Below are 20,242 nucleotides of genomic sequence, written 5' to 3'. Positions count from 1 at the left end.
TCCCGGCCTCGCTTCTCAGGCATGTCCTGCCGAACCGGCCCACGACGGTCGGTGCGGACAGCGCCCGGTGCCATCCGCTGTGGAACGACCGCAGGGGGACGTTGGCCGTCCAACCGCCGCTCATAACGGCGGCCCGCCCGGTTCGACACCGGGACCTGCGACGGGTGGCGGACGGGAGAGCTTGCGTGATCCGCTATCTTGACCGTGCGGGGCCGGCTCCCGGATGCGCTTCCTTCTATCGAACTCTTCGGCTGAGCAGCGCAGCCAATCACCGGCCCCGCACGCATGTCCGGAGGCACTCGGGGCGGGAGGCGGCGACGTCATGGTGGTCGTAGGGACGCGGGAGACGCAGGCATCCCCGGTGACGCGGGCACGGGTGCTGCTGCGCCGCCGCGGTGCCGTCTATCCGCCGGCCGCCGGCGGGTCGCCGGACCCGGCGGCGGAGCCGGGCGTACGACTGCTGGAGGCCGACCTGGTCGACCGTGGCTGGCTGCTCTCCCCCGCCCTGCGGGACACGCTGCTGCGGGTCGGCCCGACCGAACTGGTCGGGCTCGGTTCGGCGCTGGTCGCCGACTGCGACGCGCTGCTCGGCGCCGACCGTCCACACGTGCCGCTGTTCCGCCGATTTCCGCGGAGCGTGCCGTCGGACACGGGTGCGTTCTTCGTCGACCGGGTGCTGGCCGCCTGGTTCCAGAGCCCGGAGCAGGCGTGCGTGCTCTGCGCGCGCGAGGCGACGGTCAGCCCGGTCAGCCCCTGCGCGCACCTGGTCTGCCGTGCCTGCTTCGACCCGGCCGAGTTCTCGGCGTGCCCGGTCTGCCACCGCCGGCTCGACCCGGCCGACCCGTACCTGCGTGCGGGCGAGCCGGACGAGGCGGCCGTACGCCGGTCGGGGGCGCGGACGGGTGGCCCGCAGCGGCTGCGGGTGCTGCACCTGGGCCGGGACGAGACCGCCGACGGGCGTACCGAACTCGCGGCCCTGCTGGCCCGCCCGGGCGCGCTTCCGCCCGGCGACGTCGCCGACCTGACCGCGCTGCTCGCGGCCGAGGAGCGGGGCGAGGTGTCGTGGCTGCCGGCGCGGATTCCGGGCCGGGAGACGAAGGCGCGGGTGCTCGGCTGGCTGCTCGCCGACCCGGTACCGGCCGGCGCCGTGCCGGTGGCGGACCGGCTGGTCGACACGGCGACCGACGTGCTGCGGCTGCTGGTGGCCCGCTCCGGCGGGGACTCGCTGGTCGGCCGTCCCCGGCTCGCCCCGGTACCCCGTGCCCTGCGGCGGGCGCTGCTGGCGGCGCTGGACCGGATCCACCCGGCGCGGCTGGTGGAGGACATGCGCCGACACCGGCGGGCGTGGATCGCCGTGGGCGAACGGCTGCACCCGGGCGAGTACGCCGGACGCTACCCCCGCGCCGCGCTGGCGTTCGCCGCGATCCGGCAGACCGATCTCGGCGCGCATCCGGCCGGGCGCGTCCTCGACGCGACCGCGCGCGGCCTGGCCGAGGTCGAGGTGCGCGACGGCCGGGTCGTGGTCGCCGGGCGGGGCCGGGTCGTGGAGCAGGCCCTGGCCACGGGCGACGTGGCCGCCGCGGTGGCGACGCTGCGCGACCGGCCCGGGGAGCTGCTGCGCCGGGCCGACCACCTGCTGCGGGTCGCCGACACCGCCGAGCGCGAGCCGGTGCTGGCCGGTCTCGCCGAGGCGGCGCGCTCGACCGCCCCGGCGGTGCTGCTGTCGGCGCTCGGCGAGCTTCGCACCCGGGCGGTACCGCACCGGCTCCGGGTCTTTTTCCCGGCCGGCCGGACGACGGCTCCCCACGTGGTCGACGACGGGCGCGCGCCGCTGCCGGCCGACCTGGTCGACGCGGCGGTACGGGTGCTGGAGGACGAGGTGTTGCGGCGCGCCGCCGCCCTGCCGCCGGTCGACCGGGCGGTGGTCGACGCGGAGCTGGAGGGCCTGGTCGCCCCGTTCGCCGAGCGCACGGCCGCGCGGGCCCTGGTCACCCTCGCCCGGGGCAGCGTGCTGCCGGTGCCGGCCGGCCGGCACCTGCGCCTGTTCTGCCACTGGACGGAATCGGCGCAGCGCGTCGACCTGGATCTGTCGGTGGCCGTGTACGACGACTCCTGGCGGCACGTCGCGACCTGCGACTACACGAGCCTGCGGGTGCCGGGCGCGGTGCACTCGGGCGACCTGACCAGCGCCCCGGCGCCACGGGGTGCCAGCGAGTTCATCGACCTGGACGTCGAGACGCTGGCGGCGGCCGGCGGCCGGTACGCGGTGGTGGCGGTGCTCAGCTACAACGACGTGCCGTTCACCGAGATGGCCGAGGCGTTCGCCGGCTTCATGCTCCGCGCCGCCGGCGCCGACGCCGCCAACGCCGAAGCCGGCTCCGACGGCGGTGGCGAGGAGGAGCGGGCCGGCTCCGACGGTGGGGGCGGCGAAGCGTTCGACGCCCGGGCGGTCGAGCAGCGCTTCGACCTGACCGGGCCCGGGCGGGTCACCATTCCGTTCGTGGTCGACCTGGCCGAGCGGACCATGCGCTGGCTCGACGTCGACGCCCTGGTCACCGGCACCGACCACGCCGTGCACCGGCACCACGACCGGTTCGCCGTGGTCGCGGACGCGCTCACCGAGTCGTTCGCCGCCGGCGCCCGGGTGACGCTGGGCCAGCTCGGTCGCTGGATCGCCGCCGCCCGCGCCCCCGAGGTGCTGGTACGCCGGGACGAGGAGGTGTGGTCGTACCGGCGCCGGGCCGGCGAGTCGGTGGCCTCGTTCGCGGCCCGGCTGGCCACCGCGGACGGTGACGGCCGGGCGGGCGCGGCGGAGGCCGCCACGGCGGGCGTGCAGTTCCTGCTCCGCGGGGACCTGCCTGCCCCGCCCGGGGCGCAGGTGTACGCGCTGCACCCGGCGCGCCTCGACGCCGACGCGGTACGGCTCCTGGCCGCCGCCGACGTCCCCGCGCTGCTGGCACCGCTCGCCCCGTAGGCCGGGACCGTGCTCGACGAGCTGATCGCCGGGTACGCCGACGGCGACGAGGCGTACGTGAGGTGGCGGCGTTGGTCGCCTGGAGGGGCCGCGCCGGCTGTCGGGAGAGGAGCTGAGCGGACGACGGGACTCGAACCCGCGACCCTCACCTTGGCAAGGTGATGCGCTACCAACTGCGCTACGTCCGCGTGCCGCCGGTGTCTCGCGGCGACGGATGTGGACTCTAGCCGAACCCCGGACGACTTGCCAAAGCGGTTCCCGCCGATGTCGCCGGGAACCCCGGCCACGACGCGGAGCGCGGCGGGGCGCGGGGTGCGCCACCCCGAGGCCCCCGCCGCGCCCGCCCGGCCGCCGCAGCGGCGCCCTACCTGCGCCCCAACGGGTCTCTAGCGGCGTCCGCCCCGGTCGTCGTCACGGTCGTCGCCGCCGTGACCGCCGCGGTCGTCGTCACGGTCGTCGGCGCCGTGACCGCCGCGGTCGTCGTCACGGTCGTCGTCGGAGGCCCGGCCGTCGCGGCCCGAGGTGCGCTCCACCTCGTGCCGCAGCACGGCGCCGGACTCCCGGTCGATGTCGAGGTCGTGCTCCACTCCGCCGACCAGGACCCGGACGTCCCAGACGGGTCGGCCGTGCTCGGCCTCCCTCTCGATCCTCACCACCCGGCCGCCGTTCGTGGTCCGCAACGCGATCGCGCGCGCGTCCGCCGCGTCGACGGTCGAAACCGAGGATGACGGGGCCGCCGACGGGCCGGCGGCGCTCACCTCCGGCGAGGGGCTGTCGGCGGTGGAGGGACTGTCGTCCGGCGAGGGGTTGCCGTCGGTACGGCGGTCGGCGGTAAAGGGGCCGGCCGACCGGGACGGGTTCGGCGTCGGGTCGTCCGCGCCGGCGGCGAGGGCCGTACCGGTGACGGCGCCGGCCGCGACGACGCAGGTGGCCAGGGCGGCCACGGTACGCAGCTTGATCACGGGAACCTCCGGGAACTCTGGGGTGTTCGGGCGTCCCCACGGTCCCCCGGCGCGCGCTAGGGGCGCGCTGTGCGCTCGCTAAGCTCCGGTAAAGGGCACGGCTCCGCTGCCGGGCGCGGCCAGCACCAGCAGCACGCGGGCGCCGCCGCCGGGCGCCCGGTCGAGGCGGAGCGAACCGCCACCGGTCTCCACCACCCGGCGGGCGATGTCCAGCCCGAGCCCGGTCGAGCCGCTGCCCGAGGCGCCCCGCCGCGGGGCCCCGCCCTGCGCGCGGGGAAATCCGGGACCGGCGTCCGTCACGGCGAGCCGCGCGCCGCCGCCGGCGCGGGGCAGCAGCTCGACGGCGAAGTCCGTGCCGTCGGGCGTGTGCGCGAAGACGTTGCCCAGCAGGGCGTCCAGGGCGGCGGCGAGTTCGTCGGCGGGTACGCCCACCGGCAGCGGCGTGGCCGGCAGCTCTGTGCGTACCCGCCGATCGGTGTCCTCGGCGAGCACGGACCAGAAGGCGAGGCGGTCGCGTACCACGGCGGCGGCGTCGCAGCGGCCCGGCGCCTGCGGCGCTTCCGCGCCGCGCCGGCGGGCCTGCTGGATGGCGGCGGTGACGGCCGCCTCGACGCCGTCCACCGCGGCGGTGAGGCGGGCGGCCTCGTCCGGGTCGCGCAGCGCCTCCGCCTCCAGCCGCAGCGCGGTCAGCGGCGTGCGCAGCCGGTGCGACAGGTCGGCGACCCGCTCGCGCTCCGCGCGGAGCAGGTCCTGGATCCGCCCGGCCAGGTGGTTCAGCGCGCCGGCGACCTCGCGCAGCTCGGGCGGGCCGGCCGGGGTGGCCCGGGCGGCCAGGTCCGCGCGGGCGAGCCGGTGCGACACCGCGAAGAGGTCCTCGATCGGGGCGGTCAGGCTGCGGGCGAGACGGTCGGAGACCAGCAGCCCGAGCCCGACCAGCAGCACCCCGAGCCCGGCGAGCACGAGCCACGCCCGCGTGACGCCGCGGGTGAGTTCGTCGCGCGGCACGACGGTACGCACCACCGCCGTGCCGTCCCCGCTGACCACCGGTACGACGATCTCGCGCCCGGCCCGGGTCTGCACCGTCAGCGCGGACCCGCCCCGCGCGGCGAGCCGTACCGCCGGGGTGGGCGACGCGGGCGGGCCGAGCACCCGGCCGTCCGGCAGGAAGACGGTGACCGGCGCCGCGAGCCCGGTCAGCGAGAGTTCCAGCTCGGCGGGGTCGGACGTGCCGACGAGCGGGACGACCGCCTGGATCAGGTCGTTGGCGCGGCTCACCGCCCGGTCCTCGGCGACCTGGCGGACCAGCTGCGCCAGCGGCACGAGGAAGGCGACCAGCACCAGGCAGGTGGTCGCCGCGACCAGCAGCCCGAGCCGGGCCCTCACGCCGGCTCGCTCAGCCGGATCCCGACCCCGCGCACGGTGTGCAGGTAGCGCGGACGTTGCGCGGTCTCGCCGAGCTTGCGGCGCAGCCAGGACAGGTGCACGTCCACGGTCTTGTCGGCGCCGCCGTACGGCACCTGCCACACCTCGGTGAGCAGCTCGCGCTTGGTCACCACCTGTCCGGCCCGGTTCGCCAGGTGGTGCAGCAGGTCGAACTCGCGTGGCGTCAGCTCCAGGGGCGCGCCGTCGAGCGAGGCGGTGCGGGCGCCCGCGTCCAGGCGCAGCCCGCCGACGACCACGACCGGCGCCTCGGCGCGGCCCGGCCCGCCGCGGCGCAGTACCGCCCGGACCCGCGCGTCGAGCTGCGCGGCGGTGAACGGCTTGACCACGTAGTCGTCCGCCCCCGCGTCCAGCACCCGTACGATCTCGTCCTCGTCGTCGCGGGCGGTCGCCACGATGACCGGTACGGCGCTGACGGCGCGCAGCATGCGCAGCAGCTCGGCGCCGTCCAGGTCCGGCAGGCCCAGGTCGAGCACGACCAGGTCGGGGCGCTCGGTCAGGGCCGTCTGCAGGCCGTCCATCGCGGTGTGCGAGGCGGCCACCGCGTGCCCGCGTTCCCGCAACGACCGCACCAGCGTGGTACGGATCGCCACGTCGTCCTCGATCAGCAGCAGATGGGCCACGCTGCACGGTAACGCGAGGAACGCTCGACGCAGGCTCCGCCGGTGCTCGCTTTACCTTCCCTTACCGTTTCCCGGTACCCGTCTTAACGCCGCGGCGGGCATAGTCGACCCGGTGGGACGTCGTACGCTCTTCGCGATCGCCGGTTGGCTCGGGGCCGCCGCCGTGGCCGTGCTCGTGGGGCTCGCCGCCATCGACCTGATCGGCTCCGGGATCTCCTCGTCCGCCTCCCGGCCGAGGAGCGAGGCCGAGGTGTCCCGGGAACTGGCCGCCCTGCCCTCCCTGGACGTCACCGGCTCCCCCACCGCCGCGGCGAGCGCCGGTACCGGACCCGCCCCCTCGCCGGGCGATCCCTCCGGTACGACGCGGTCGTTCCCGACCCGCGGCGGCACGGTCGTCGCCCGGTGCGTCGGTACCGGCTCGGAGATCGTCAGCATGTCCCCGGCGCAGGGCTTCACGGTGAGGGAGCGGGACGCGGGGCCACGGGAGCGCGCCGAGGGCGAGTTCCGCTCCACCCGCGACGGTCACGACCGGGTCGAGTTCGAGGTGGAGTGCCGCACGGGCGAGCCGAACCTGCGTACCGACCACGACGACTGACGGTCGGCCCGGGCGGCGCGCCGCCGCGGCAGCTCGACGGCCCCGCCCACGCGGCCACCGTCGACCCGACGGGTTCACTCCTGCGCCCGCTGGCGGGCGCGGTAGGTGCGGGTCTTCTGCCGGTTACCGCAGACGCCCATCGAGCACCAGTGCCGCGAGCGGTTCTTCGAGGTGTCGTGGAACGCCCACTGGCAGTCGTCGGCGACGCAGAGCTTCAGGCGTACCCACACGCCGTCGGCCTGCGCGTCGGCCACCGCCACGAGGAGCCGGGCCAGGCCGCCCCGGGCGCCGTCGACCGCCGGGGCGAGCCGGGGACGGGTGCCGTCGAAGACGATCCGGAGCGGCAGCCGGGTGGCCGCCGCGTCGAGGTCGGCCACCGGTGACGCCGGGTCGTCGTCGTGGTGACGCGCCATGGCGGTGCGCAGCCCGGACCGGAGGGCGAGCGCGACGTCGAGGTCGGCTCCGTCCGCCCGGTCGCCGGGGCCCAGCAGGCCGTGGGCGCGGAGCCAGTCGGTGAGCGCGGCCGGGTCGGTGAGGGCGTCGGGCACGGTGGCGTCGACGTCCACGTCGAGGGTGTTGGCGAACGCGCATAGCAGGTCGGCGTACGCGGTTGCGGCGCCCTTGTCCGGACCGGTCGTCACGATCGTCCCCTCGTGCTGCGGCGCGAGCTGCCGGAAGCTCGCCGTCCCGGGGCCCCCGCGAGCCCGACACCACCATAACCCGAAAGCCGGTTGACTTCCGGCTGCAACCAGCATAGCGTTTTTGCCGGTGTTGCAGTCGGTCGTCGGGAGGAAGCGTGCGAGGGGAAGCCATGTTGCCGGACGCCGCCGTACCCGCCGGTCGACCGTCCTCGGCGGGCGTCACCGGACGGCCCCGTGCCCTGGTCGTCGGCGGCCGGATCGAGCAGCTGCGCAAGGCCCGGGAACTCGGCCTGGACGTGGTGCACGCCCAGTTCCCGGACGAGTACGACCGGGGCCACTGGCCCTACGTCGACCAGGCGCTGCTGCTCGACTACGGCGACGTCGACCGGCTCCTGCCGTTGGTCCGGGCGTTGCACGAGGCGTACCCGTTCCAGGCGGCCGTGTCGCTGTTCGAACTCGGACTGCTGCCGGCGGCGCGGATCAACGGGGCCCTCGGCCTCGGCGGCGAGTCCGTCGCCACCGTGGAACTGCTGCTGGACAAGTGGCGGATGCGCCAGCGGCTGGCCGACCGCGGCATCAGCCCGGTGGCCGCCGCGGTCGGCCGTACCGCGCGGGACGTCCGGGAGTTCGTCCGGGCGCACGGGCTGCCGATCATCGTGAAGCCGGTCCGCGAATCGGGCAGCCTGGGAGTGTTCCGCGTCCGCGACCACGCCGACGTGGAGGTCGTCGCCGAGCGGTTCCGGTCCCTCGACGGGAAGCTGGCCGCCAGGGACCTGTCCCGCGCCGACTCCTTCGACGAGTTCCTCATGGAGGAGTTCCTCGACGGCCCGGAGATCAGCGTGGAGACCCTGTCCTTCGACGGCCGGCACGTGGTCGTCGCGGTGACCGACAAGGAGTGCGCCGGCCCCAACTTCGTCGAGATCGGACACTCGCAGCCCAGCGGCTGCTCGGCCGAGACGCTGCGCGAGGTCACGCGGTTGGTGACGGACCTCCTCGACGCGGTGGGGCTGCGCGACGGCCCGGGGCACACCGAGGTCAAGCTGACCTCGCGCGGCCCGCGCATCGTCGAGTCGCACAACCGCGTCGGCGGGGACCGGATCAACGACCTGACCGAGATCGCGTACGGCGTCGACATGGAGCGCTACGCGCTCGGCGCGCGGTTCGGCGTGGTGCAGCCGCTGACCGCGTCCCCGGAGCCCCGGGGCGGCGTGGCCGTCCGGTTCCTCACGCCGGAGCCCGGACGGGTCGTGGCGGTGACCGGTGTCGACGCCGTACGCGCCGACCCGGCCTACGTCGACCTGCGGGTACGGGTGGAGCCGGGCGACGAGGTGGCACCGCTGACCTGGAACGAGGACAAGGTCGGTCACGTCATCGCCCGCGGCGCCACCGCGGACGAGGCGATCGCCCACGCCAGGCGGCTGGCCGCGGCGATCCACGTGCGGACCGAGCGCGTCGGGTGAGCGGCGCGCCGCCGGACCGGTCGGGCGCCGACGAGCCGCGCTTCCGCGACGCGCTGCGTGGCCTGCCCGGCCGGGTCTGGATCGTCAGCCTCGGCATCCTGGTCAACCGGGTCGGCAACTTCCTGCCCGTGTTCATCATGCTCTACCTGACCGGGCGCGGATATTCCGCCGGCGCCGCCGGGTTCGTGCTGGGCGTCTCCGGTCTGGGCAACGTGCTCGGCAACGCCGTCGGCGGCCACCTCGCCGACCGGCTCGGCCGGCGCTGGACCATCGTGCTCTCGGCCCTGACCACCGCCGGGCTGACGGCGATCGTGCCGGCCGTCGGACCGTTCCCGGTCATCGTCGCGGTGGTCGGCCTCGTCGGCGTGACCTCGCAGGTCTACCGGCCGGCCGCGGCCGCGGTGCTGCTCGACTCCGTGGCGACCAACCGGCAACGGCTCGCCGCCTTCGCGGTGTTCCGGTTCGCGATGAACATCGGCGCGGCCCTGGGCGGCGTCATCGGCGGCCTCCTGGCCAGCACCTCGTACGTGGAGCTGTTCCTGGGCAACGCCGCCGCGTGCCTGCTGTTCGGCGTGGTCGTGGCGGTGCTGCTGCGCGATCCGCCCCGGTCGCGGCTCGACCGGGACGACGCGGACGCTCGGGCGGACCGAGCGGACCGGGCGGTCGGGTACCGACGGGCGCTCGCCGACCGTGCCCTGGTGCGATTCCTGCTGATGACCGTGGTCGCCGAGTTCGTCTACGTCCAGTCCACGGTCGGCCTGCCCCTGCACGTCAGCGACGTGGGTCTGCGCGCGGGCGACTTCGGTCTGCTCCTCGGGCTCAACGGTCTGCTGGTGCTGGTGCTGGAGCTGCCCGTCACCGGCGCGGTCGCCCGGTACCGGCCGGAGTACGCGCTGGCCGTCGGCAACCTGCTCGTCGCCGTGGGTCTCGCGCTGACCGGGTTCACGACCGGCATGATCCCGCTGGCGGCGACCGTGCTGATCTGGACGCTCGGCGAGATGATCTCCAGCCCCGTCGCCAGCGCCTACCTGGGAAGTCTGGCCCCGCCCCCGCTGGTCGGGCGCTACCAGGGGTGGTACGGCGCCGCGTACGCGATCGGTACGGGCGCCGGACCACTCGTCGGCGGCGCCGTGTACGCGATCGGCCCGTGGGCGCTGTGGGCCCTGGTCGGCGCGGCCGGGCTGCTCTCCGCCCAGCTCTGTCTGCCGCGCCGCCGCGCCGGGTCCACGGTCGGCGAGCCGGTCTAATGACCCGGCCGGCCCACGGTCGGCGAGCCCGCGTCCTGACCCGGCCGACGGCGGCGGGGACGGCGCGAGGTCGGGCCCACCGGCGCCCGGCGCACGGCGAAGACCGCGCACGGATCGACGGGCCTGATACGCTCGCTGCCGCCGTCGCTGGGGAGGTCCGCGCGATGTCCGACTCGTCTCTCGATCCGACCGTGGATCCGGCCGCCGAGCCGGTCGTCGATCCCGAGGTCCTGGCGCACGTCCGGGAGATCTGGTCCGAGGTGCTCGGGGTGGCCTGCCCGCCGGACGGCACGTTCTTCGCGCTCGGGGGGCACTCGCTCGCCGCGTTCTGGATCGTCGCCCGGGTCGAGCAGGACTACGGCGTGAGCGTGGATCCCGCCGGCCTGTTCGAGGATCCGGACGTACGCCGGTTCGCCGCCCAGGTCGCCGAGCGGCTGCGCGCGCGGCCCGCCGGCGGGTCGGGCGCTACGCCAGGTCCCGACGCCTGATCTTGCCCGAACTCTTGCGCGCGACGCTGGCCACGATCTCGTACGACATCGGCACCTTGGTCGGCGAGAGGTGCGCGCGGCAGTGCGCGGCCAGCGCCGCCCCGGTGGGCGGTCGGGCCGCGTCCGCCGGTACGACCAGCGCGTGCACGACCTGCCCGAGGTACTCGTGCGGCCGGGGCACCACCGCCGCGTCCGCCACCGAGGCCAGGCGCAGCAGCACGTCCTCCACCTCGGCCGGATAGACGTTCGCGCCGCCGACGTTGATGACGTTGCTCTTGCGGTCGACCAGGTAGAGGTAACCCTCCGCGTCGAGGTAGCCGAGGTCGCCGATGCTGAGGAAGCCGTCGCGCTCCGGCAGCGCCGGGCCGGTACCGACGTACTCGGGCTGGCGGGAGGCGGCCGACCGCAGGTAGATCTCGCCGGTCTCGCCGACCGGGAGTTCCTTTCCGTCCTCGTCGAGGATGCGGATCTCGCAGTCCGTCGGGCGGCCGACGCTGCCGGGGTGCGCGAGCCACTCGTCGCCCCGGATCAGCACCGAGCCCACCCGCTCCTGGCTTGCGTAGTCCTCGTAGACCCGCTCCGGGCCGATCAGCGCGAGCCAGCGGCGCTTGACCTCCTCCGGGCACGGCCCGGCGCCGTGGTGCACGCCCTCGATGCTGGACAGGTCGAAGTCGCCGAGGTCCGGGACGTCGAGGATCATCCGCATGAGCGCCGGCACGATGCGTACGTAGTTCACCCCGAACTCCTGCACCAGGCGGGGAAAGAGGCGCGGGACGAAACGTTCCATCAGCACGATCTGGTGGTCGAGGGCGAGCCCCTGGTAGAGCGCGCTGAATCCGGCGTGGTACATCGGCAGCACGACCAGTTGCACCTGTTCGAAGCGCATCCCGCGGGCGCGTTCGCTCGCCGACAGCAGCCCGTCCGGCGGGTACGACCACGGCTTGCGGCGCAGCACCACCCGCGGCAGCCCGGTGGTGCCGCCGGTCAGCGAGGCCGACCTTGGTACGCCACGCGGCGCGAGCGGCCCGGTCGGGTGCCCGCCGGTACGCCAACTGCCCGCCGGTACGGTGCTGCCGGGGCCGCCGACGCTCAGGTGCTCGCCGAGCGCGGTGGCGATCGCGGCCCGCTCGGAGGCGGTCGCGTACGGGTCCAGCGGCACCACCAGCGCGCCCAGCTTCCACGCGCCGATGGTCGCCACCACGTGGTCGATCCCCGCGGGCAGCGCCACGGCCACCGTGGTCCGCTCCGTCACCCCCGCCTCGGCCAGCCGACGCGCCGCCGCGTTGCTCTCGCTCTCCAGCCGGCTCCAGGTCATGCTGTCGCGGCTGCCGTCGGGCGCGACGGCGGTCACCGCGGGCCGGTCCGGGTGCGCGGCGGCGAGCCGGCCGATCCGCGTACCGATGCTGATCTCGCCGGAACCATCGAGCGACATCGCCGACCTCCCCCGCCGGAGTTCCGCCCCGCGCGGAACGTCCGGTCCCGGCGGATATTACCGATCGGCGATGCGCGACGGCGAGGATAGGATTGTCGCACCTCGATGCTTCGATGTCCCTTCGTCCGGCGGGGAGCGTCCCTTCGTGGGGCGGGGAGGTCGCTCCGTCGGGGGCAGGGAGGTCGCTCCGTCGGGCGGGGAACGCCGGGGCCGAGGGGAAGCGGCCGGTCGGGGTGGGGACCACGGGGGGAGAGAAGCGATGACGGAAACGACGGCAAGCCTGTTCGCCGGCGCGGCCGGATACTACGCGCGGTACCGCGCGGCGTACCCGGACGACGTCTTCGCCGGGATCGCCGCCCGGCTCGGCCTCGACGGAACCCAGCGCGCGCTCGACCTCGGCTGCGGGCCGGGGACGGCGACGCTGCCGCTGGCCGGGTACGTGGCCGAGGTGGTCGCGGTGGATCCCGAGCCGGCCATGCTCGCCGAGGGGCGCCGGTCGGCCGGGCAGGCCGGCGTCGGGAACATCACCTTCGTCGAGGGGGACTCCTCGGGGCTGGCGCGGCTCGGGCTGGGCGCGTTCGACCTCGCGCTGATGGCCGCGTCGTTCCACTGGATGGACCGGCCGGCGACCCTCCGGACCCTGGACGGGATGATCCGCCCCGCCGGGGCGGTGGTGGTGGTCACCGGAAGCGTCAGCGGTACCGCGCCGGACGTGCCCGACCGTCCCACCTGGGCGGACGCGGTGGTCGCGGTGCGGGAACGCTGGATACCCTTCCGCCGCCGCTGGCGCGGCGACGCCCGCTCCGACCGGCGGACGTACGGGCAGGTACGGCGCGAGCACCGGGACCTGCTCGGCGCCTCCGCGTTCGGCCGCGTCGAGGCGTTCGAGGTGCGCTGGGAGCGCCGGCACGACGTGGAGTCGCTCGTCGGCCTGCAGATGACGATGCCCGACTCCACCCCGGGCGCGCTCGCCGAGCGGGCCGGGGACTTCCGGGACGACCTGCGGGCCGAGCTGATCAGAATCGAACCGAGCGGGGTCTTCGTCGAGCCGATCCGTACGGAGGTGCTGATCGGCCGCCGGGAGTGACCGGCGGGCGCTGACGCCGCCTGGAGCACGAGTCGCCGACGACACACGGGGGATGGAATGTTCGCGACCGATGCCACCCTGACCTGGACGAAGCCACCGACCTGGACGGATCTGCGGCGCATGCTGCGCGCTGATCCGATGCTGCGCCTCTACGCGGCCTGCCCACCGGCGCCACCGGCACCGGGCGGACCCGCCTCGCCGGGACCGCTCTTCCCGGACCACCCGGCCGTACCGAAGGGATCGGAAACGGTCAGCGCGCGGGAGCTGGCGGCCGCACCGGCGCTCGCGCGGGCGGTGTTGACCCATCCGTCGCTCGGCGCGGTCGACGTACCGGACGCGCTCGTGGAGTACCTGCTCCGGCCGATGCTGCGGGTCTTCCGCACCTCCCTGGACCGGTACGGCTGGGCGCTGGTCGACCCCGGCGCCGACGTGCTGTTCGAGCTGACGCCCGAGGGTGCGCCGACCGGGCGGGTCGTGGTCGCCGAGCTGTCGGCCAGCCCGCTGCCGCCACAGGGCGCGACCGCCGTCGAAAGCGCCGACGACGACGCGACCCACGGCCACGACGTGACCCTCGGCGGCGACGGCGGTGCGACCCACGACGACGGCGACGACGCGACCTTCGGCGCCGGCGGCGGAGTTCCCGGCGGTGCGGCGGGCCGGCTGGCCGCCGTCGCGGCCCTGGCCACGGCCGGCGCGGCGGCGTCCGGGCGTGACCCCGCCGTCGTTTTGTCCACACTGGACACGATCGTCGTCGCCGAGCTGCGCTTCCTCCAACCCGCGACGGCACGCCGGCTGCGCGCCGACCCGCGCTGGGCCCGGTACGCACACGCCGGCGAGGCGGGGACCGAGGAGGCGGTAGGCCGCCTGCTCGACCTGGTGCGCCGTGCCCGGGTTCCGGACGGGACCGGGCACCGGGCCGCTCCGGTGGTCCGCCTGCTGCGCTCGCCCGGCGACGCCGGACCGGTCGGACTGGCCCGGCTGCGGCAGGAGATCTTCCATCTCGGCGGCGAGCTGCGCGAAGCCGACCCGACGCCGGCGACGGTCGCGACGCTGGCCACCACCGGTCGGCTCCGCGTCGGTGCGCCGCCACCGCCGGTGCCGGCCCCGGAACCGGCGGAGACGACGCCGCGACCGGAGACGACGGCACGGCCGGAGACGACGCCGGGGGGCGGAAGCGTGTTCGTGCTGGACACGGTCGAGCGGGCCCCGGACACCTGGCGCCAGGCCCGGCCGTACGCGCCGCCGGCGCTGTCGTACGCCCCGTCGCTGTCGTCGGTACGCGTCGGCGAGCTGCGCCGCAACCCGCTCGCGCGGCGGTACGCGGTGCACTGGAGCGCGGCGCAGACCGACGCGCTGGTCAGCAGGCTCGTCTCCACCGCCAAGAGCTCGGCGGCCCGTACCGCCGAGAACGCGGTGGCCAGCCGGAGCCGTACCGACCGCCGGCTCGGTGCGGTGGAGCGCCAGGCCCGACTGGTCTACCACGTCCTGCGGCGCCGCCAGTTCCGGCTCGGCACCGGCGCGGACTACCCGGTCGAGCAGGCGCTCGGCGATCTGATGCCGGTCGTCGCGCGGGGCGAACCCGTCCGGCTGGTCCTGATGTGCTTCGCGACCAAGTTCAGCCACAGCCGGCTCAAGGCGCCCGGTCCCCTGCCCGACCTGGCCGACCTGGCCATGACGGTACGGCTGGCCGAGCTGGTCGGCGCCCTGGGCCAGGTCTACCCGCCGGGCGCCCGGGTCACGCTGGTCCTCGACGGGGAACACTTCCGCCGGCACCCGCTGCTGCCGCTGGAGCAGGGGTTCCGGACCCGGATCCGGTACGCCGAGGCGGTCGGCGCGGACTTCCTGGAGATCCGGGAATACGGCGACCTGATCGCGCAGCGGATCGAGCCCGCGCGCCGCCGGGAGCACGCCGAGTTCGCCGAGCGGGTCCGACGCGAGCACCGGCGGGCGTTCGCCGGGCTGGACGTCACCGTGGATCCGCTGACCGCGCTGAGCCGGGCGGCCGCCGTCGACCCGAGGGGCAACTTCGTGCCACTGTTCCGCTCGCTCGTCCACTCGGTCCCGGTGCCGGAGCCGGTCGGCATGCCGATGCTCGCCTGGGCGCAGTCCCTCTACGCGGAGCTGTACGAGGTGCACGCCGGCGTACCGGCCGAGCTTCGCCAGGCCCGGCGGGCGCTGCTCCGGACCACCTGGGACGACACCCTGGAGTACCTCGCGGCCTGGTACGCCGACCGGGAGGCCGGATACCGCCAGGAGATCGTCCCGAATGCCGTGCTCGCCAGCGTCCGGCCGGGCCGCAACCGGTTGGGGCTCAACCTGCTGGGCGGCGCGCCGATCCCGTCGTGGCACGCCACCGGCGCGATCGACGCCCGGGGGACGATCTCGGCCGACTTCCACCTCTCCCTGCACGACCAGGGGTTCGTGCCGCTCTACTCGCCGCTGCTCGGCACCGCGCAGCCGTTCGCGATGGTCCCGGTCACCGCCGTACGGCTCGCCCCGTCCGCTGCGGAGCTGGAGTTGGCGCCCGACTTCGTCGCCTCCATCGGCCTGCGCCGTCGCTGACCGGGACGCCCGGTGCGCCGGAAATCGTTCGCGTACCGGAGCCGGCCACGTGGACGATGCGGTGATGAGCGGAGCACCCGAGGGATTCACCTATCGCCTCCGTAAGAACGGGGACGTCGAGCTGCTGCACCACGGTCGCCCCGCCGGTGTCCTTCGCGGCGCCGCCGCGCGCCGGTTCCTGGCCGACCTGGCGGACGGTGACCCGCAGGAGCTGATGGCGCGCCTGACCGGCAACTACAAGCACGGCAACGAGCGGACGGCCAGGAACCATCCACGGAACCGGCACCGGTAGGCGCGCCACCGCCGGCGCCGGAAGGCACCCCCGGCGTCCGCGGCACCTACCGGGGCAGTTCCTTCGCGAGGTGGACGGCGCCGTCGGAGGCACCGATCGGCCGGTACCCCTCGGCGCGGTAGAGGTCGATGTTGCGCACGCTCTTCGCGCCGGTCGACAGCAGGATGCGACGGCGGTCCGGTTCGGCCGCGGCCTCGGCGGTACGGAGCAGCCACCGGCCCAGCCCTCGGCCGCGAAGGTCGGGCACGACGGCGAGCCGACCCACGTGCAGGTCGGCCTCGACCTGGCGGGTCCGCACCATGCCCAGTAGTCGGCCGTCCAGCCAGAGGCCGGTGGTGTCCCAGGTGTTCAACCATTCGCGTACCTCGTCCAGCGACTCGCGCAGGGCCGGCAGGTCCATGGTGTCGTTGACGACGGCCTCGTCCACCCAGCAGCACCGCTGCAACACCGTCACGTCGGGCGCGTCGTCGGGCGTCAGCCGCCTCGCGTAGGACCCCGGCAACGGGCCGGTGAGCGTACCGGCCCGTACGCGATCACGCATCGGCCGCAGGGCGTTGGCCACCCGTACCAGTTCGTCCAGCAGGGCGACACCGGCCGCGTCACGGGCCGGGTCGGGGCGCATCCGACCGTCCTCGGTGGCCTCGCCGATCCGCAACGAGACCGTGGCGCCCAGGGGAACCAGGCGCAGGGTGGTCACCACCTGCTTGGCGTGCTGGACCGACCGGGTGCCCGCCGACGTGTTGCCGTAGCTGACGAAGCCGATCGGCTTCCACGCCCACTCGCGGCTGAGGTAGTCCAGCGCGTTCTTCAACGCCGCCGGCATTCCGTAGTTGTACTCCGGGGTGACCGCGAGGAACCCGTCGGCCGCGTCGACGATCTCGCTCCACCGACGGGTGTGTTCGTGCCGGTAGACACCGGACGAAGGATGTTCCTCCTCGTCCAGGAACGGCAGGTTCAGGTCGCCGAGGGCCACCGGCACGAGTTCGGCGCCGAGTTCCGCCGCCCGAGCGGTGATGGTGTCGATCAGCCACTCCGCCACCGTGGGACCGAGGGCGCCGGGACGGGTGGTGCAGACCAGCACGAGGACGCGAAGCAATCTCGTTGACATGGAAACGAAGACTAGATGCTAGATTGATTACATGTCAACAAAACCGTCCGCCGGGATCGTGCGCTGGCTGAACCCCGACGAGGAACGCGCGTGGCGAGCGTTCCGGCGCGTGATGGTCGCCGTCCAGGCCGGCACCGCGCGTGATCTGGCCACGGTCGGACTTTCGAAGCCCGACTACGAGGTGCTCAGCACGCTGTCGGAGCGGCCCGAGCACACCAGCACCCTGGGCGAACAGGCCGACAAGATGGGCTGGTCACGCAGTCGGCTCTCCCGCCACGCCACCCGGATGGAAGCCCGTGGTCTGCTGCGGCGCGCACCCGACCCGACCGACGGCCGGGGTTGTCTCCTCGTACTGACCGAGCAGGGGCTGGCCGCCCTCGACGACGCCGCACCCACCCACGTCGAGTCGGTCCGACAGCACTTCATCGACCGCCTCACCCCGGACGATCTCGCTGCCATCGAACAGATCGCCCGGAGGTTGGAGGGACCCCAGGAACCGGCGGCAACGCGATGACGGCCCACCGGGATCCCCGGCGGGCCGTCGTCGTGGATGGTGCGGAGGTCAGCCGTCGTGCTCCGGCGACGGCAGGTAGCCACCGGGCACCGCGTCCGGGGTGAGGATCTTGTCCTCACCGGGGTACGGGGTGCTCCAGTTGTGCGCCTGGTACCAGGTGAAGTGGTCCATGAGCGCGGGCGGGGCGAAGTCCGGGACCGCGTTCGGCCCGGTCAGCTGCTGCTTCTGCTGCCAGGCGCTCCAGACCTCGGCGATGTGCCGCTTGTCGGCCGGTACCGTCGACGCCTTGGCCGGCGCGCCGGCCGGGGTGTCGTTGCCGCAGGCCGGCGGGGTCGCCAGGCCGTCGGTGAGCGGCACCCGGTTGGGCAGCGCGGTGAACGGCGTGTAGTCGGGCTTGTTGGTGAAGGCCCGGCTCATCGGGGTGGCGGCGCTGTCCTTCTGGTTCATCGGCTGGATCCCGAGGATCTGCTCGATGGTGCGGATCATGGTGATCTGCGTGTAGTAGGTGCTGTCCACGGTGCCGTGCTGGGCCCAGGGGCTGATGATCTGTACGGGACCGCGCGCGCCGTCCACGTGGTCGACGCCGTCCTGGGTGTCGTCCTCGATCACGAAGATCGCGGAGTCCTTCCACCACTTGCTGTGCGAGATGGTGTCGACGATCTTGCCGACGGCCAGGTCGTTGTCGGCGACCTGGGCGACCGCGTTCGGCGCCCCGCCGGTGTGGTCGCTGGAGAGCCAGAACATGTTGAGGTTCGCCGGCCCGTTGGCCTCGAAGTCACGCTTCCAGATCTCGTACCGGTAGAGGTCCGGGATGTTGGTGTCGAACTTCGGGTACGAGTGCACCGTGATGTCGTTGAGCGACGGGATCGGCGACTGGGTGTCCGTCTTGATGGTGGTGTCCTGACCGGTCGCCGCCATGTTCCGGGTGTCGCAGTAGAAGCTCTGCCACGTGGCGCCGGCGGGAACGGTCTCGAACTGGGTGAACTCGCCGAAGTTGCGGGCGGTCTTGCCGGCCGCCTCGGCACCGGTCCACAGGAAGCCGCTGCGCTGGTGGCCCAGCGCGTCGTCCTCCGTGTCGTAGCTGCGCTGGTACTCGCCGGCGCTGGACTCGGTGTACTCCGGGTTGTCGGCCTGCATCAGCCAGTTGTGGCCCTCGGCCGAGTTGGTGCCGATGTCGTACGTGTTGTCGTAGAGACCGAACTGCCGCGCCAGGGCGTGCTGGTTCGGGGTGACGTTCTCGCCGAACTGCGCCAGCGTGGGGTCCCCGTTGCCGCGCGGGTCGTCACCGAACACCTGGTCGTAGGAGCGGTTCTCCTTGACGAGCAGGAAGACGTGCTTGATGGTCGACGGGTCGCCGAGGCGCTTCGGCACCGGTACGGCGTGCGCCGACTTGCCCTCGGCCTGCTTGACGTCGTTCTTGCCCCAGCCGTTCTGGGCGAAGACCGTGGCGGTGGACTTGGCGATCACCGAGTCGGCCGGCAGCTTGAACCGCAGCAGCGAACCGGTCGAGTCGTGGGTGTTGTGGCCCGTGGCCGGCGTGGTGCCGGCCCCCTTGTTGATCGTGCGCGTCGGACCGCGCTCGCCGATGCCCCGGGTGTTGGTGACGATCACGTCGTCGCCGACGGTGGTCACCTCCTCCGGGTAGTAGTCCGTCGGGAGCAGGCCGACGTAGCTGACCGGCTCCTGCGGCCTGGTGTACCGGTAAACGGCGACCGCGTTGGCCCGGCCGAGCGTGACCAGCAGGTGTCCGTCCCTGGTCAGGGTCACGCCGTCCGGGGCGTAGCCGACCGTGGCCTCCGGCCAGGGCTGGGTGGCGATCGTCTGGACGACCCGGTCGCGGGACGTGTCGATCACCGAGACCTGGTCGTCGAACGTGTCGGTGACGAAGAGCGCGCCGCGAGCGGCGTGCATCGCCGTCGGGTGCAGGCCGACGTCGATGGAGCCGACCGGGGCCGCCGGGTTGGCGACGTCGATCACGCTCACGGTGCCGGTGGTCGTGGCACCCGTGACCGGGTTCGCCGGCACCTGGGTGCCGTACGAGTTGATCGTGGTCTCGCCGGGCCTGGCCGGGCGGCCACCCTCGTTGCTGGCGTAGAGCTTGTTGCCGACCAGCGCCAGACCCCGGGGCGCGATGCCCACGTTCCAGCTCTGCTGGACCGCGCCGGTCGCGGCGTCCATCGCCACGACGCGGTTCTGGCCGTTGACGGCGGCGTACACGGTCCTACCGTCGGCGGAGAAGACGGCCTGGGCCGGCAGCGCCTTTTTCGAGCCCTGCGCGGCGATGGTGACGAACGTCGGGGTGCCGAGGGTGCCGTCGGCGTTCACCGGGAAGCGGTTGAAGCCGTCGATCTGCGGCAGCCAGAGGGTCTTGCCGTCCGGGGAGTAGTCCGGCCCCTCCTGCCCGACGTTGTTGTTGGCGATGCGCAGTACGCCGGCGGTCGAGGCGGTCCCGGCCTGCTGCAACACCTTGTAGTTCTTCAGGTCGACGATGGTCAGGGCGATCGACCGGTCGTTGGTGAGCGCCGCGAGGAAGCGGCCGTCCGGGCTGACCGTCGAGGCGAGCAGCTTGCCGTTGTCGACGAGCAGGCGCTCACCGATCGGCTTGAGGACCTGGTCGCTGGCGAGTTGCAGGCCGGCGTCGGTGGTTTCGCCGACCCGGTTGTTGCCGAACACCCCGGTCGAGGCGTAGGCGATGCCTCCGCCCGCGACGACGAGCGCGGCGGTGGCGGCCGTGAGGACGTGGATCCGGCGGCCGATCGGTCGGCGGAAGAGCCCGAGCCGGGACTTCGCGACGCGGTGGCGCGTGACGTGCATGGA

At 74.2% G+C, this 20,242-nt stretch carries 16 protein-coding genes and 1 tRNA gene; 9 read left to right on the top strand and 8 right to left on the bottom strand.

The features are described 5' to 3' along the window. The first annotated feature begins 361 nt into the window (after positions 1-361). A complete protein-coding gene (locus tag AB0J86_RS25235) occupies positions 362-2,974 on the top strand; it encodes an MXAN_6230/SCO0854 family RING domain-containing protein (protein WP_363860075.1) in 2,613 nt (870 codons plus the stop codon). Positions 2,975-3,089: 115 nt separating this feature from the next. Here the strand turns inward: AB0J86_RS25235 and AB0J86_RS25230 are convergent. From AB0J86_RS25230 to AB0J86_RS25215, 4 genes are all read right to left on the bottom strand, one after another. Beyond that, positions 3,090-3,162: transfer RNA gene (locus tag AB0J86_RS25230), tRNA-Gly, on the bottom strand. Between the two features lie 198 nt (positions 3,163-3,360). Continuing rightward, positions 3,361-3,936 (bottom strand): PepSY domain-containing protein, encoded by a 576-nt coding sequence (locus AB0J86_RS25225; protein WP_363860074.1) that lies wholly within the window; start codon positions 3,934-3,936, stop codon positions 3,361-3,363. Between the two features lie 78 nt (positions 3,937-4,014). Beyond that, positions 4,015-5,319, bottom strand: a complete 1,305-nt coding sequence (locus tag AB0J86_RS25220; protein WP_363860073.1) for a HAMP domain-containing sensor histidine kinase — start codon at positions 5,317-5,319, stop codon at positions 4,015-4,017. Next, positions 5,316-5,999, bottom strand: coding sequence for a response regulator transcription factor (locus tag AB0J86_RS25215; RefSeq protein ID WP_363860072.1), 684 nt, complete (start codon positions 5,997-5,999; stop codon positions 5,316-5,318). Before AB0J86_RS25215 ends, AB0J86_RS25220 begins: the two co-directional genes overlap by 4 nt. 112 nt (positions 6,000-6,111) lie before the next feature. Here AB0J86_RS25215 and AB0J86_RS25210 point away from each other — a divergent pair, with 112 nt between their 5' ends. Next, a complete protein-coding gene (locus AB0J86_RS25210) occupies positions 6,112-6,594 on the top strand; it encodes a hypothetical protein (protein ID WP_363860071.1) in 483 nt (160 codons plus the stop codon). A 74-nt stretch (positions 6,595-6,668) separates the two neighbouring features. On the opposite strand, the gene AB0J86_RS25205 is transcribed toward AB0J86_RS25210, so the two are convergent. Further along, complete coding sequence (locus AB0J86_RS25205) at positions 6,669-7,235, bottom strand: CGNR zinc finger domain-containing protein (protein ID WP_363860070.1); 567 nt, start codon at positions 7,233-7,235, stop codon at positions 6,669-6,671. Positions 7,236-7,390: 155 nt separating this feature from the next. Between AB0J86_RS25205 and AB0J86_RS25200 the strand changes: the two genes are divergently transcribed. The 3 genes from AB0J86_RS25200 to AB0J86_RS25190 all read left to right on the top strand — a co-directional run bounded on the left by AB0J86_RS25200 (position 7,391) and on the right by AB0J86_RS25190 (position 10,430). Beyond that, positions 7,391-8,695, top strand: coding sequence for an ATP-grasp domain-containing protein (locus AB0J86_RS25200; protein WP_363860069.1), 1,305 nt, complete (start codon positions 7,391-7,393; stop codon positions 8,693-8,695). Continuing rightward, positions 8,692-9,942 carry an MFS transporter gene (locus tag AB0J86_RS25195; RefSeq protein ID WP_363860068.1) on the top strand — a complete coding sequence of 417 codons (1,251 nt, stop codon included), beginning with the start codon at positions 8,692-8,694 and terminating at the stop codon, positions 9,940-9,942. Before AB0J86_RS25200 ends, AB0J86_RS25195 begins: the two co-directional genes overlap by 4 nt. Before the next feature lie 164 nt (positions 9,943-10,106). Beyond that, the gene (locus AB0J86_RS25190; RefSeq protein WP_363860067.1) at positions 10,107-10,430 is read left to right on the top strand and encodes a phosphopantetheine-binding protein; all 324 of its coding nucleotides are present in this window, start codon (positions 10,107-10,109) and stop codon (positions 10,428-10,430) included. Here AB0J86_RS25190 and AB0J86_RS25185 read toward each other — a convergent pair. Continuing rightward, a complete protein-coding gene (locus AB0J86_RS25185) occupies positions 10,408-11,862 on the bottom strand; it encodes an AMP-binding protein (protein WP_363860066.1) in 1,455 nt (484 codons plus the stop codon). The two genes, AB0J86_RS25190 and AB0J86_RS25185, sit on opposite strands and share 23 nt — an antisense overlap. 259 nt (positions 11,863-12,121) lie before the next feature. Between AB0J86_RS25185 and AB0J86_RS25180 the strand changes: the two genes are divergently transcribed. From AB0J86_RS25180 to AB0J86_RS25170, 3 genes are all read left to right on the top strand, one after another. After that, on the top strand, positions 12,122-12,949 hold the full coding sequence (locus tag AB0J86_RS25180; RefSeq protein WP_363860065.1) for a class I SAM-dependent methyltransferase: 828 nt from the start codon (positions 12,122-12,124) through the stop codon (positions 12,947-12,949). A 57-nt stretch (positions 12,950-13,006) separates the two neighbouring features. Then, positions 13,007-15,511 (top strand): L-tyrosine/L-tryptophan isonitrile synthase family protein, encoded by a 2,505-nt coding sequence (locus tag AB0J86_RS25175; RefSeq protein WP_363860064.1) that lies wholly within the window; start codon positions 13,007-13,009, stop codon positions 15,509-15,511. 64 nt (positions 15,512-15,575) lie between these two features. Continuing rightward, entirely contained in the window at positions 15,576-15,803 is a 228-nt protein-coding gene (locus tag AB0J86_RS25170) for a hypothetical protein (RefSeq protein ID WP_363860063.1), read from the top strand. A gap of 46 nt (positions 15,804-15,849) precedes the next feature. Here the strand turns inward: AB0J86_RS25170 and AB0J86_RS25165 are convergent, their stop codons facing one another. Further along, a complete protein-coding gene (locus tag AB0J86_RS25165; protein ID WP_363860062.1) occupies positions 15,850-16,911 on the bottom strand; it encodes a GNAT family N-acetyltransferase in 1,062 nt (353 codons plus the stop codon). Positions 16,912-16,942: 31 nt separating this feature from the next. On the opposite strand from AB0J86_RS25165, the gene AB0J86_RS25160 reads away from it, so the two are divergent. Then, entirely contained in the window at positions 16,943-17,425 is a 483-nt protein-coding gene (locus AB0J86_RS25160; protein ID WP_363860061.1) for a MarR family transcriptional regulator, read from the top strand. Between the two features lie 48 nt (positions 17,426-17,473). On the opposite strand, the gene AB0J86_RS25155 is transcribed toward AB0J86_RS25160, so the two are convergent. Then, positions 17,474-20,239 carry a phosphoesterase gene (locus AB0J86_RS25155; protein WP_363860060.1) on the bottom strand — a complete coding sequence of 922 codons (2,766 nt, stop codon included), beginning with the start codon at positions 20,237-20,239 and terminating at the stop codon, positions 17,474-17,476. Positions 20,240-20,242: the final 3 nt, after the last annotated feature.

Source organism: Micromonospora sp. NPDC049559, assembly GCF_040676675.1.
Lineage (GTDB): Bacteria > Actinomycetota > Actinomycetes > Mycobacteriales > Micromonosporaceae > JBFAPK01.
Note: the sequence above shows the minus strand (reverse complement) of the source record. Positions and strands in the feature narration are given on the sequence as shown.

What these genes read in the sequence shown, in the direction of transcription:
- AB0J86_RS25190 (WP_363860067.1), top strand. Translation starts at nt 10,107, where the DNA reads ATGTCCGACTCGTCTCTCGATCCGACCGTGGATCCGGCCGCCGAGCCG.
- AB0J86_RS25185 (WP_363860066.1), bottom strand. Translation starts at nt 11,862, where the DNA reads ATGTCGCTCGATGGTTCCGGCGAGATCAGCATCGGTACGCGGATCGGC.
- AB0J86_RS25180 (WP_363860065.1), top strand. Translation starts at nt 12,122, where the DNA reads ATGACGGAAACGACGGCAAGCCTGTTCGCCGGCGCGGCCGGATACTAC.
- AB0J86_RS25175 (WP_363860064.1), top strand. Translation starts at nt 13,007, where the DNA reads ATGTTCGCGACCGATGCCACCCTGACCTGGACGAAGCCACCGACCTGG.
- AB0J86_RS25170 (WP_363860063.1), top strand. Translation starts at nt 15,576, where the DNA reads ATGAGCGGAGCACCCGAGGGATTCACCTATCGCCTCCGTAAGAACGGG.
- AB0J86_RS25165 (WP_363860062.1), bottom strand. Translation starts at nt 16,911, where the DNA reads ATGTCAACGAGATTGCTTCGCGTCCTCGTGCTGGTCTGCACCACCCGT.
- AB0J86_RS25160 (WP_363860061.1), top strand. Translation starts at nt 16,943, where the DNA reads ATGTCAACAAAACCGTCCGCCGGGATCGTGCGCTGGCTGAACCCCGAC.
- AB0J86_RS25155 (WP_363860060.1), bottom strand. Translation starts at nt 20,239, where the DNA reads ATGCACGTCACGCGCCACCGCGTCGCGAAGTCCCGGCTCGGGCTCTTC.